An 11,928-nucleotide genomic window follows, 5' to 3' on the forward strand; every position below is an offset into this window, starting at 1 on the left:
CCGCCTTTTGTTTGCATGAATAAGAATCCTATTCAGCGGGCAAGGGCGGCTGGGATACCACTTCCAGAAGTTCCCTCTCGAGCCGCGCTTCCTCTTCCGCTTTCGGCTTGGAGAAACCGGCGAGCAGGAGATAGGCAACCGGCGTCAGGAACAATGTCGAGGCTGTGGCAAGGCCGAGACCGCCGACGATGACCCAGCCAAGGGCAATGCGGGCCTCGGCGCCGGCACCGCTGGCCAGAACCAGCGGAACACCGCCGAGAATGGCGCAGAGCATCGTCATGACCACCGGGCGCAGGCGGATATTGGAGGCTTCCTCGATGGCCTGCCGCACGCTCCGGCCCTGATCGCGCAAATGGTTGGCGAATTCAACAATCAGGATGCCGTTCTTGGCCATGATGCCGACAAGCAGCACCAGCCCGATCTGGCTGTAGACATTCATGCTGGTGCCGGTGAGCACCATGGCAAAGACCGCGCAGGCCAGGCCGAGCGGGACGGTCGCCATCACGATAACCGCGCTGATGAAGCTTTCAAACTGTGCCGCGAGCACGAGCAGGATGATCAGGATGGCGAAACCGAAGGTAACGAACATGCTGGCGGAATTCTCGCCGAGCGTTGCCGCCTCGGCGAGCGGAATGAGGCGGTAGCCCGGCGGAAGCAGTGGTGCAGCCACCTCCTGCGCCACCTTGTAGGCATCACCCAAGGCAAAGTCAGGACTGAGGGCGGCCGTTATGGCGACTGACCGCATCTGCTGCTCGCGGGTCAATGCCGGCGGCACTGCCACTTCCGTCAGCTTGGCGATGGTCGCCATCGGCACGAAGCGGCCGTCGCTGGTGCGCATGAAGACATTTTCGAGATCGGTCGGGTCATTGATCGGATTGGTGGTTGAGACCAGCTTCACATCGAAACTGCGATCCTCGATGTAGACCGAACCGATCTTGTAGCCATCCAGCACCGACTGCAGCGCCTCGGCGAGGCCGGTGATGTCGATGCCGAGATCGGATGCACGCTCGCGATCAATGGACACGGAGAGCTGCGGCTGCGTCGGTTCATTGGTCAGGCGCGGCCGGTCAAAGCGTTTGTCCTTTTCCAGCGCCGACACGATCTTGGCAGCGGCCGTTCCGAGGTCGGCGTAATTGGTCCCGACAATGGCGAACTGCAGGCCGTTGCCCGCGCCGCGAATGCCGAGCGAATTGGGCTGGGCGGCAAAGACCTGGATGCCGGGAATATTGCGCACGCGCTTGGACACGTCGGCGAGGATTTCCTGCTGGCTCCGGTGACGTTCCTTCCATGTGGCAAGGCTGAGCACCATGAAACCGCGATTGGTGTTGCCGTTCTGTCCGGCGATGGAAAACGTGTTCTGGATTTCACCGGAATCGCGCATCGGCTGGATCAGCGTCTCGATCTGGCGCATCTGGTCGTTGAGATATTCAAGGCTGACGCCCTGCGGCGCCGTGATGCGCAGGAAGGCCGAAGCGCGGTCCTCGGTCGGCGTCAATTCCTGTTTAAGCAGCGAAAAGGCGCCAAAGGCTGCCCCGGCAAACAGCAGCGATGCCAGGACCACGAGCCATGGCGCGGCCAGACATCCGTGCAGCATGCGGCGATAGGCTTCGAGGAACCAGCCGCCCACCCGCCGGACAAGGCCCGGCGAATGGTTGATATCCTCGTGCTTGGCTTCGCTTGCCGAGAGCAGGCGCGAGGCGAGCATCGGACAGAGCGTGAGCGCGACGACGGCCGAGAGCAGCACGCAGATTGCCAGCACGAAGCCGAACTCGCGGAAGAGACCACCGGTCTGTCCGGGCAGGAACGAGAGCGGCACGAACACTGCCGCCAGCGTCACCGTCGTCGCGATGACCGCGAAAAACACCTCCTGCGTGCCTAGCACGGCAGCGGCGCGCGGCCCCATGCCCTGGTTGCGGCGCCGGACGATATTTTCGAGCACGACAATGGCATCGTCCACCACCAGACCCGTCGCCAGCACCAGCGCCAGCAGCGTCAGGATGTTGATCGAGAATCCGGCGAGATAGATCGCCGAGATGGTTCCGATCAGGGCGACCGGCATCGACACCGCGGGGATCAGCGTCGCGCGCAGATCCCACAGGAAGAGATAAATGATCAGGATGATGATGAAGACGGAGGCGCCCAGCGCGATTTCAACCTCGTGCACGGCACCGTTGATGAAATCGGCATCGTCACTGGTTACGCGGATATCGACGCCTTCCGGCAGGGTTTTTTGCAATTGACCGATAGCCGTCCGGACGCCTTTGGAGATATCGAGCGTGTTGGACTGCGCCTGGCGGATGATGCCAAGACCAATGCCGGTCTTGCCGTTGGCGCGCAGCGTCGATGTGCCGATATCGGGACCGAGCGTGACGGTTGCGACATCCCGGATCTTGGTGCGATCCTTGATGATGATGTTTTCGAAATCCTCCGGCGTCGACACCGGCGCGGTGGCGCGAACGACGATGCTCTGGGCGCTGCTGTTGATCTGACCGGCGGGCGTATCGAACGCCATCGTGTTGAGGGCCGTGCGGACATTGGCAACCGTCAACCCGAGGCTTGCCAGTTTGCCCTGATCGATATCGATACGGAAAATCTTGCTGCGGTTGCCGTTGATTTGCACATCCGCGACACCGGGCACCGATGCAAGCACGTCCTTGATCTGATCTTCGACCAGAACGGTCATGTCTTCGACGGCCATCGTGGTCGAGGTGACGGCAAGGCGCATCACCGCATCGGCATTGGCATCCGCCTTGACGATCTGCGGCGGATCGGCCTGCTCCGGCAGTGTGTTGGTGATGCGGCTGATGGCATCGCGCATATCGGCGGCGGCAACGTTCAGATCGACACCGTCATTGAACTCCACGGTGACGCGGCTGGTCCCGAAGGACGAGCTGGAGGAAATGGATTTGACCCCGGAAACGCGAGACACCGCGCCTTCAATCGCAGCGGTCAGCTCGCGGTCAACCGTCTCGGCAGCGGCGGCCTGGAATGTCGTCGTTACCGTCACGACGGGCCGGTCGACATCCGGCAGTTCGCGCACGTCGACGCCATAGAAGGCGGCAAGCCCGGCAACGACGATCAGGGCATTGAGCACCAGCGCCAGCACCGGGCGGCGGATGAAAAGAGCGGTGAAATTGGAGTTGGACTGTCCGTGTGAATTGCTCACGCCGCACCTCAGCCCTTTTCGCCGACGGAAGCCAGCGGTCGTGTGCCGGAATCCGTCTGGTTGGCAGGCTGGCCCTTGATCTGGACGGCACCGCCCTGGCGAACGGCCTGCACCCCTTCCGCGACGATAAGGTCACCCGGTTTGATCTCGGCATTGACGAGAACATGGGCGGCATTGCGCTGCATGATGCGGACGGGCACACGCTGCGCCTTGTTGTCCGCAATCTTCCAGATATAGGCGCCGTCCGTGCCCCACTGGATCGCCAGCGGATCGACCGTCGGATAGGTCTCGCCGGCAAATCCCATGTTCACCTGAAAGGCCATGCCTTCGCGCAGGGCATCATTCGGATTGGTGATCCTCGCCTGCACCTGCAGGGTGCGGCTATCGGGATCGATGCGATTGTCGACGGCGTTGATCGCGCCCTTGAACGTCTCGCCCGGCCGGGCAACGGAGGTGGCCGTGACGGCCGCGCCAACCTTGATGGCCGGAGCAAAGCGTTCCGGCACCCAGAAATCCACCAGCACCTCGCTGCGGTCGGCGATCGTTGCAATCTGTGTCGTCGTGGTGATGTAGTTGCCGGCACTCACGGGAAGAATGCCGACGATGCCGCCAATCGGCGCCTTGACGGCGCGGCGGTCCAGCGCGAGTTCGGCTTCGCGTACATCGAGACCGGCATTGTCCACGGCCAGTCCGGCATCGGACACCTGCACGGCGGAAACGGTGTTGGTCGCACTGAGGTTTTCCGCACGCTTCAACTTGGTCTGGGCATCCTTCAGCATGGTGCGCGCCTTGTCGGCGGCGATGCTTTCCGCCTCGGAATCAAGCCGGGCAATCACGTCGCCAGCCTCAACCCTGGTGCCTGAGGTGACCAGGATTTCCGTCATGCGTCCAGCGGCGAACGGTGTGACGGAAACGGAGCTCTTTGCCTTGCCAGTGCCGATGGCCGACAGCTTGTCATTGATCTTGGCCGCATCGGCGGCCCGCACAACCACGATCGGAACGGCCTGTCCGCTCCGTCCCTGGCCGTTGGGCGCCGCTGGTTCCTTTGCTGTGGTCAGAACCTTGTCGACACCGGCTTTTTTCAGGAGATTGGACGCGCCCGGAAAGAAATACAGCCATCCCGCGCCGGCAACGGCGAGGATAACGACAACCAGTACAAGTTGTTTCCAGACTTTCATACGTCACTCCAAAAAGGCCGGTTCCGCTATCCGCGGAGCCAGCACCACCGTATTTTTGATTGTATCCCAATGCGCATCCCGGCGCGAAAGGTTGTTTACCGACAAGAATAAAGCGCTTTGATGTCGCCGTTAATGACAAAACGGTGAGGTTACAAAGATTTAATGCAAATGCCCGCGCCCGTTTGACTGCAGAATTTAGCCGGTTATGCCCGGTTCTGCTTGATGGGCGGTTGCTGCCGTGCAACATGGCGGGCGGAAATTCCGGAAGGAGAGCATTCAATGGCGACGAAGACCGACATTGCACGCCGCGTGTTCAATCACACGTGGAAACTCGACCCCATTGTCCGCAGCCTGCTGGATACGGATTTTTATAAATTGCTGATGCTGCAGATGATCTGGGGGGTCTATCCCAAGGTCGACGCAACCTTCACGCTGATCAACCGTACCACGCGTGTGCGGCTGGGCGACGAGATCGACGAGGAAGAGCTGCGCGCGCAATTGGACCATGCCCGCACCATCCGTTTTTCCAAGAAGGAAATGATCTGGCTTGGCGGTAACACCTTCTACGGCAAGAAGCAGATCTTCGAACCGGACTTCCTCGAATGGCTGACGCATTTCCAGCTGCCGGAATACGAGCTGACCAAGCGCGACGGCCAGTACGAGCTGAATTTCCATGGCCCGTGGATGTACACGACCATGTGGGAAATCCCGGCGCTCGCCATCATCAATGAACTGCGTTCGCGGGCGGCGATGAAGAAGATGGGGCGCTTCGAACTCGACGTGCTCTATGCCCGTGCCAAGGCCAAGATGTGGACGAAGGTGGAGCGGCTGCGCTCCCTGCCCGATATCCGGATTTCCGATTTCGGCACGCGCCGCCGCCATTCGTTCCTGTGGCAGCGCTGGTGCGTGGAGGCCCTGAAGGAAGGCATCGGCGAAGCCTTTACCGGCACGAGCAATGTGCTGCTTGCCATGGACAATGATCTGGAAGCACTCGGCACCAATGCACACGAACTGCCGATGGTTCTGGCCGCTCTCAGCCGCACGGACGATGAACTGCTGAAATCACCCTACAAGGTGCTGCAGGACTGGAACCGCTACTATGGCGGCAATCTTCTCATCGTGCTGCCGGACGCTTTCGGGACCGCCGCCTTTCTGCGCGACGCACCCGACTGGGTTGCCGACTGGACGGGTTTCCGCCCGGACAGTGCACCGCCGATCGAGGGCGGGGAAAAGATCCTGTCCTGGTGGCGCTCCAGGGGCAAGGACCCGCGCGGCAAACTCCTGGTTTTCTCCGACGGGCTTGACGTCGAGACGATCGAAGAGGCCTATCATCACTTCAAGGGCAAGGTGCGCATGAGCTTTGGCTGGGGGACAAACCTGACCAATGATTTCGAGGATTGCGCGCCGCGTTTCAACGATCAGCTCAATGCCATTTCGCTGGTCTGCAAGGTCAGCGAAGCCAATGGCCGCCCGGCGGTCAAGCTTTCGGACAACCCGAAGAAGGCAACCGGCGACAAGGCTGAAATCAAACGCTATCTGGACTTGTTCGGCGCGGAAGACCGGGTAGAACAGGCCGTGAAGGTTTAAGCAGAAGAAGCTGCATTGCCATCCTGCGTGGTTCGACAAGCTCACCATGAGGGAAGTTGAGGATTGCAGCCAGACTACTCCCCTCATGGTGAGCTTGTCGAACCACGCACATTGCTGCTGCGATCTGTTTGAAATGAACAAAACCCCGCCGGCAAGCCAGTGGGGTTTTGGAAATTCAACGCGACCGGACGGCTGTTACTGCAGCATGACTGTCTGCAGCTCGTGCTCCTGCGCGCCGACAAGGATATTGTCGCGTTCATCGGAAAGCACGATGGGATCGCCATTGGCGGCAAAGAGCGCCCAGAGTTCGACACCCGGCGTCATCGGCGGCAATGCTGGGAAACTGGTGGCGAGATCGTCGGTCTTCACCTTGCGCATATAGGCGACCTGTCCGGCGCCAAGACGCGAGAATTCCAGTTCACTCAGGAAATTCTTCGAAACAGTGTTTTGCATATCAGCCTCCATATTCGGACAGTCCTTCCAAAGGCCCCGTCCTGTTAGAGCCACGATCAGTCCTGAACTGCAATGTTGATGCGTTTGACCAATCGTTCGGGTTCCGGACGGTCGAGATCGATCGACAGAAGCCCATTCTTCAATGTGGCAGCACTCACGCGCATTCCATCGGCAAGAACGAAAATGCGCTGGAACTGGCGCGCGGCAATGCCACGATGCAGATATTCCCGTTCACTTTCATCGGCCTGCCTGCCGCGGATGACCAACTGATTGTCTTCAGTCGTCACTTCCAGATCGTCATTGGAAAAGCCGGCGACCGCGAGGGTGATACGAAGCTGTTCCCGGCCGTTATCGCCATGGATGCGTTCGATATTGTAGGGCGGGTAGCCGTCACCGGATTTGGCGATACGCTCCAGCGTCTTTTCCATCGTGTCGAAACCAAGCAGCAAAGGGCTTGAAAACGGTGTCATTCGTGTCATCTGTGCAGTCCTCAGAAAAGCGACCTAAAAGAGAAACCCGGAGATGGCATTTCCCTTCTGTCCTTTGATATGGTCGATCCCGATGCAGACTTCAAGAGAATGAAAGCAAGAGATGACGCGGAAAATCATAATTGACACGGATCCGGGCCAGGACGATGCGCTGGCGATCCTTCTGGCACTGGCAAGCCCGGAACTGGACGTTCTGGGAATCACGGCGGTTGCCGGCAATGTTCCCCTGGACCTGACCAAAACCAATGCCCGGAAGATCTGCGAACTGGCGGGACGGCCGGATGTGAAGGTCTTTGCCGGTGCAGACCGGCCCCTGATGCGGGCGCTCGTCACCGCTGAAAACGTCCACGGCAAGACCGGCCTCGATGGTCCGGACCTGCCTGAACCCGCCATGCCCCTGCAGGAGCAGCATGCGGTCGATTTCATCATCGAGACTTTGCTGACGCAGGAAAGCGGCACGGTGACGCTGTGCCCGCTTGGCCCCCTCACCAATATTGCGCAGGCCCTGATCCGTGCCCCGCAGATCGCCACGCGCATCCGCGAAATCGTACTGATGGGCGGCGGCTTTTTCGAAGGCGGCAATATCACTCCGACCGCCGAATTCAACATCTATGTCGATCCGCAGGCGGCACACATCGTGCTGACATCGGGTGTGCCGATTGTGATGCTGCCGCTGGATGTGACGCACAAGGCTCTGACGAGTGCCCGGCGGATCGAACGCTTCCGGGCCATGGGAACCCGATCCGGCGCTGCGTCTGCAGAGCTGCTCGAATTCTTCGAGCGGTTCGACGAAGAGAAATATGGCAGCGATGGCGGCCCGCTGCATGATCCGAACGTCATTGCCTATCTCCTGAAGCCGGACCTTTACAAGGGGCGGCATTGCAATGTCGTCGTGGAAACGGCGTCGGACCTCACCCTCGGCATGACCGTCGTCGACTGGTGGGGCGTCACCGACAGGCCGAAAAACGCCTTTTATATACGCGATGTGAACGATGAGGGTTTCTTCGACCTGCTGATCGAACGCATCGCCCGCCTTCCCTGAGCCGAAACAGGTCCGGCAGCCCCCCTGCCGGACCTATCTCCTTGTTTCATCACAAAAAGTTGAGTCGACGTAAACCTTCAGTCAGCAATTTCCGCGCACAATCGTCCCGTGACCGGAAGGCCCGCAAGGGCTGCGCTCAAGCCTATTGGGATCGATATGCTGACACGACGGACGTTCTTCTGCGGATTGATGGTGACCGTTGCCGCGCCTCAGGCAGCTTCGGCAAAACCCAGGAAACCCTTTATCCTCAACCCGGAATACATGCCGCAGATCGTTGACTATCCGACCTATGAAGAGGCCGGAACCGTCATCATCGATCCGCGCAACCGCTTTCTCTACCTCGTCGAGGATGAATATTCAGCCATCCGTTACGGCATCGGTGTCGGGCGGGCCGGACGGGCCTTCTCCGGAACGGCGGAAGTCGGCCGCAAAGCCAAATGGCCGCGCTGGCAGCCGACAGACAACATGATCAAACGCCAGCCGGAAAAATATGCCCGCTATGCGGACGGGGTTGCCGGCGGCGGCGGCAATCCTCTCGGGGCCCGCGCCCTCTACCTCTACCGCAATGGCCGCGACACCTATTACCGCATCCATGGCACCACCGAACCCTCGTCGATCGGCAAGGCCGTCTCCAACGGTTGCATCCGCATGATCAATGACCATGTGGTCGACCTGTACGATCGCGTTCCCCTGGGAACGCCCGTGATCGTCCTCTGACGCTCAGGAGCGCGTGTCGGGCACGCGGCGCCAGCTGTAGGTGCCCGCCTTGGTGTGGGAGCCGCGGCCAGGCTGATAATAAACCGGCGTATCGTGCAGGTTGTGGCCGGCGAGGCGTGTCAGCGTCACCGCGTGGGTGACCTTCAGCGTATCGAAGCCGGTGCGCAGCATGTAGGCAACCTGATCGATCAGCACATCGCCGACCGCTCGCAGCTCGCCCTGAAACTGATGGCGATCCTTCAGAACCTCGGCCTTCGAATAGGAACGGCCATCATTGAAGGCCGGAAACTGCAGCGCAATCACCGGGATTGAACCGAGCAACGGCAGAAGCGGATCGATGCTTTCGCCAGGCGCGACGGAAACACCGATCCGCCGGTTGGTCGCATTGCGCACCCCCTCGTCAAGTCCGAGCCAGACGGCCAGCGGCAGGATGACCGCCGGGGCATCGCCTGCCTCCTCCAGCGTTTCAGCCGTGATATAGGGGTCCTCGCGGAAACCTTCGCGGCCCCACAGCTGGCTCTCGGGCTTTTCAGACATGTCATTCATAGGTTCGAATCCGTCAGGGAAATATTGCTCAGCTGGTCGGTGAGGCCAGTCAGGTGGATACCGCATTCGGTTTTATCGGTGCCTGCCCAGCGACCGGCGCGGTCATCTTCGCCTTCCTTCACCGGCGACGTGCAGGGCATGCAGCCGATGGACCGGTAGCCTTCAGCGACGAGCGGGTGCGGCGGCAATTGGTTGGCGGCCATATAGGCCTTCAGGTCGGCAGACGTCCAGCGCGCCAGCGGATTGATGCGCACGCGCGCGCCGACGGACTCGAACACCGGCAGTGCCGTGCGCGTCGAGGCCTGGAACTGCTTGCGTCCGGTCATCCAGGCGCGATACGGCGCGACAGCGCGGGCCATCGGCTCGACCTTGCGGATATAGCAGCAGCGATCCTTGTTGGTCATGGACAGCGCCCCGAAAGGATCCTCGTCTTTCAGGCTCTGCTTGAGCGGATGAATGTCCTGCACGTCGGTCAGGCCGAGCTCCTGCACGAGCTGGTCGCGGTAGCGCAACGTTGCCGGAAAATGCTTGCCGGTCTCGAGAAACAGCACCGGCAGGGCGCGATCCACCTGCGCGATCAGGTGCAGAAGCACCGAGGATTCCGCCCCGAACGAGGAAACCACGGCGATGTCCTGTTTGAAGAGCTGGCCGATCGCCAGTTCGATGATCTGCGCCGGGTCGAGATTGCCATAGCGGGCTTCAAGCGCCCGCGCTTCGTCCGCCACGGTGATCTCGTTGGTTTCAAGCAGCATTGGCAGCCTCGCTATAGAGCGCCTCCTTGAAGGGAGCAGCGCCCAGACGCCGGTAAGCCGCAAGGAAGGTTTCTTCCTTGTCCGTCCGGACTTCGAGATAGCGGTCGACGATGGTCTCGATCGCGTCGACGATTTCTTCGGAGGAGAAGCCGCGCCCGGTGATATCGCCGATGGTGCAGACCTCGTCGCCGGAGCCGCCGAGAGAAATCTGGTAGAGTTCCTCGCCCTTCTTCTCGACGCCGAGAATGCCGATATGACCGACATGGTGATGCCCGCAGGCGTTGATGCAGCCCGAGATCTTCAGCTTGAGTTCGCCGATATCGGCCTGGCGCGCCGGATCGGCAAAGCGTTCCGATATGCGCTGGGCAACCGGGATCGAGCGGGCTGTCGCCAGCGCGCAATAATCCAGACCCGGGCAGGAGATGATGTCGGTGATCAGCCCGGCATTGGCCGTGGCGAGACTGTCGGTCAGCAGCAGATCGTAAACGATGCGCAGATCGGCAATCGCCACATGCGGCAGAATGAGATTCTGCTCGTGGCTGACGCGGATTTCGTCCTGGGAGAACTGTTCGGCAATATCGGCAACCAGATCCATCTGGGCATCGGTGGCATCGCCCGGAATGCCGCCGATCGGCTTCAGGGAAATGGTCACGACGCCGTAATCCGGGTTCTTGTGCGGTGTCACGTTCTGGTCGACCCAGGCGGCAAAGGCATGATCCGCCTTGCGGGCACCGGCCAGTGCCGACCAGCCTTCCGGCCGCTGCGGCAGATGCGGCGGACGGAAGTAACTGTCGATGGCATCGACATCCGTCTGCGGCAGCTTCAGGTCGCTGTTCTTCAGCGCCAGCCATTCGGTTTCCACCTGGCGGGTCAGCTCTTCCGTCCCGGTTTCATGCACGAGAATCTTGATGCGCGCCTTGTACTTGTTGTCACGGCGGCCGTTGAGATTGTAGACGCGCATGATCGCGGTCGTATAGGTCAGCAGATCCTCAACGGGCAGGAAGTCGCGGATCTTCTTGGCAACCATCGGCGTGCGGCCCTGCCCGCCGCCGACATAGACGGCAAAACCGATCTCGCCCGCCGCATTCTTTTTCAGATGCAGGCCGATATCGTGCACCTGGATCGCAGCACGGTCGCGTTCGGCGCCGGTAATGGCGATCTTGAACTTGCGCGGCAGGTAGGAGAATTCCGGATGCATCGACGACCACTGGCGCAGGATTTCCGCGTAGGGGCGCGGGTCTGCAACCTCGTCGGCGGCTGCGCCGGCAAAGTGATCGGCGGTCACGTTGCGGATGCAGTTGCCCGACGTCTGCAACGCATGCATCTCGACTTCCGCAAGTTCGTCGAGAACTTTCGGCATGTCCTTCAGCGCGGGCCAATTGTACTGGAGGTTCTGGCGCGTGGTGAAGTGACCATAGCCGCGGTCATAGGTGCGGGCGATGTGGGCAAGCTTGCGCATCTGGCGCGACGACAATGTGCCGTAGGGGATGGCGACGCGCAGCATATAGGCGTGCAGTTGCAGATAGACGCCATTCATCAGCCGCAGCGGGCGGAACTGGTCCTCGGTGAGTTCGCCAGCCAAACGGCGCTCGACCTGATCCTTGAACTGTTCAACGCGGGCGGAAACAAACGCGTGATCAAACTCATCGTAACGATACATTCTGCGGGCCTTCGATTATCAGTTAAGCAGCGTTTGCCGCAGGCTTTTCCGCCTGCTTGCCAAGGTCGAGACGGACGGTGGGGCCGAGCTGGCGAATGCGCTCGCGCAGGCGGACCGGATAAAGATGCTCGCCGCGCTCTTCCACGTCGATGACATTGACGTCGATCACAAGGTTGGACTTGATCGCCGCCTTGCCCGCTTCCTCCAGCGCCGCCGCGGCTTCCGCGTGGCGGGCCACGAGGGCACCGTCAATGTGATCGAGCCATTCGCCATTGGCGCCAAGCCATACGGCTTCGCCATCGGTCAGACGGTTTGCAGTGAGAACTTTAACACTCATGA

At 60.7% G+C, this 11,928-nt stretch carries 11 protein-coding genes; 3 read left to right on the plus strand and 8 right to left on the minus strand.

Annotated features, from left to right (window positions below; genetic code table 11):
• Positions 1-28: 28 nt before the first annotated feature.
• The gene (locus tag AC1Q5O_RS11795; protein WP_492563227.1) at positions 29-3,166 is read right to left on the minus strand and encodes an efflux RND transporter permease subunit; all 3,138 of its coding nucleotides are present in this window, start codon (positions 3,164-3,166) and stop codon (positions 29-31) included.
• An 8-nt stretch (positions 3,167-3,174) separates the two neighbouring features.
• On the minus strand, positions 3,175-4,344 hold the full coding sequence (locus AC1Q5O_RS11800) for an efflux RND transporter periplasmic adaptor subunit (RefSeq protein WP_492563228.1): 1,170 nt from the start codon (positions 4,342-4,344) through the stop codon (positions 3,175-3,177).
• 279 nt (positions 4,345-4,623) lie between these two features.
• On the opposite strand from AC1Q5O_RS11800, the gene pncB reads away from it, so the two are divergent.
• On the plus strand, positions 4,624-5,931 hold the full coding sequence (gene pncB / locus AC1Q5O_RS11805) for a nicotinate phosphoribosyltransferase (RefSeq protein ID WP_288193704.1): 1,308 nt from the start codon (positions 4,624-4,626) through the stop codon (positions 5,929-5,931).
• Between the two features lie 195 nt (positions 5,932-6,126).
• Here the strand turns inward: pncB and AC1Q5O_RS11810 are convergent, their stop codons facing one another.
• Both AC1Q5O_RS11810 and AC1Q5O_RS11815 read right to left on the minus strand, forming a co-directional pair.
• Positions 6,127-6,396, minus strand: a complete 270-nt coding sequence (locus AC1Q5O_RS11810; RefSeq protein ID WP_105734008.1) for a BQ00720 family protein — start codon at positions 6,394-6,396, stop codon at positions 6,127-6,129.
• Positions 6,397-6,440: 44 nt separating this feature from the next.
• Complete coding sequence (locus AC1Q5O_RS11815; RefSeq protein ID WP_223614066.1) at positions 6,441-6,863, minus strand: Hsp20 family protein; 423 nt, start codon at positions 6,861-6,863, stop codon at positions 6,441-6,443.
• Positions 6,864-6,975: 112 nt separating this feature from the next.
• Between AC1Q5O_RS11815 and AC1Q5O_RS11820 the strand changes: the two genes are divergently transcribed.
• Together AC1Q5O_RS11820 and AC1Q5O_RS11825 are read left to right on the plus strand one after the other, a co-directional pair.
• The gene (locus AC1Q5O_RS11820) at positions 6,976-7,914 is read left to right on the plus strand and encodes a nucleoside hydrolase (protein WP_346306162.1); all 939 of its coding nucleotides are present in this window, start codon (positions 6,976-6,978) and stop codon (positions 7,912-7,914) included.
• A gap of 156 nt (positions 7,915-8,070) precedes the next feature.
• Complete coding sequence (locus tag AC1Q5O_RS11825; protein WP_492563231.1) at positions 8,071-8,631, plus strand: L,D-transpeptidase; 561 nt, start codon at positions 8,071-8,073, stop codon at positions 8,629-8,631.
• A gap of 3 nt (positions 8,632-8,634) precedes the next feature.
• Here the strand turns inward: AC1Q5O_RS11825 and AC1Q5O_RS11830 are convergent, their stop codons facing one another.
• The 4 genes from AC1Q5O_RS11830 to AC1Q5O_RS11845 are packed head-to-tail and all read right to left on the minus strand — an operon-like array spanning position 8,635 to position 11,926.
• Complete coding sequence (locus AC1Q5O_RS11830) at positions 8,635-9,168, minus strand: DUF934 domain-containing protein (protein ID WP_492563922.1); 534 nt, start codon at positions 9,166-9,168, stop codon at positions 8,635-8,637.
• Between the two features lie 5 nt (positions 9,169-9,173).
• Positions 9,174-9,926, minus strand: a complete 753-nt coding sequence (locus tag AC1Q5O_RS11835; RefSeq protein ID WP_492563924.1) for a phosphoadenylyl-sulfate reductase — start codon at positions 9,924-9,926, stop codon at positions 9,174-9,176.
• On the minus strand, positions 9,919-11,589 hold the full coding sequence (locus AC1Q5O_RS11840) for a nitrite/sulfite reductase (protein ID WP_492563233.1): 1,671 nt from the start codon (positions 11,587-11,589) through the stop codon (positions 9,919-9,921). Before AC1Q5O_RS11840 ends, AC1Q5O_RS11835 begins: the two co-directional genes overlap by 8 nt.
• A 22-nt stretch (positions 11,590-11,611) precedes the next feature.
• Positions 11,612-11,926: a DUF2849 domain-containing protein gene (locus AC1Q5O_RS11845; RefSeq protein ID WP_223614062.1), complete on the minus strand. Its 315-nt coding sequence runs from the start codon at positions 11,924-11,926 to the stop codon at positions 11,612-11,614.
• Positions 11,927-11,928: the final 2 nt, after the last annotated feature.

The organism is Phyllobacterium sp. MT110 (genome assembly GCF_058792715.1).

Excerpts from the sequence above, each read along its gene's own strand:
- AC1Q5O_RS11815 (WP_223614066.1), bottom strand. The coding sequence starts at position 6,863 with ATGACACGAATGACACCGTTTTCAAGCCCTTTGCTGCTTGGTTTCGAC.
- pncB (WP_288193704.1), top strand. The coding sequence starts at position 4,624 with ATGGCGACGAAGACCGACATTGCACGCCGCGTGTTCAATCACACGTGG.
- AC1Q5O_RS11830 (WP_492563922.1), bottom strand. The coding sequence starts at position 9,168 with ATGTCTGAAAAGCCCGAGAGCCAGCTGTGGGGCCGCGAAGGTTTCCGC.
- AC1Q5O_RS11820 (WP_346306162.1), top strand. The coding sequence starts at position 6,976 with ATGACGCGGAAAATCATAATTGACACGGATCCGGGCCAGGACGATGCG.
- AC1Q5O_RS11825 (WP_492563231.1), top strand. The coding sequence starts at position 8,071 with ATGCTGACACGACGGACGTTCTTCTGCGGATTGATGGTGACCGTTGCC.
- AC1Q5O_RS11800 (WP_492563228.1), bottom strand. The coding sequence starts at position 4,344 with ATGAAAGTCTGGAAACAACTTGTACTGGTTGTCGTTATCCTCGCCGTT.
- AC1Q5O_RS11840 (WP_492563233.1), bottom strand. The coding sequence starts at position 11,589 with ATGTATCGTTACGATGAGTTTGATCACGCGTTTGTTTCCGCCCGCGTT.
- AC1Q5O_RS11845 (WP_223614062.1), bottom strand. The coding sequence starts at position 11,926 with ATGAGTGTTAAAGTTCTCACTGCAAACCGTCTGACCGATGGCGAAGCC.
- AC1Q5O_RS11810 (WP_105734008.1), bottom strand. The coding sequence starts at position 6,396 with ATGGAGGCTGATATGCAAAACACTGTTTCGAAGAATTTCCTGAGTGAA.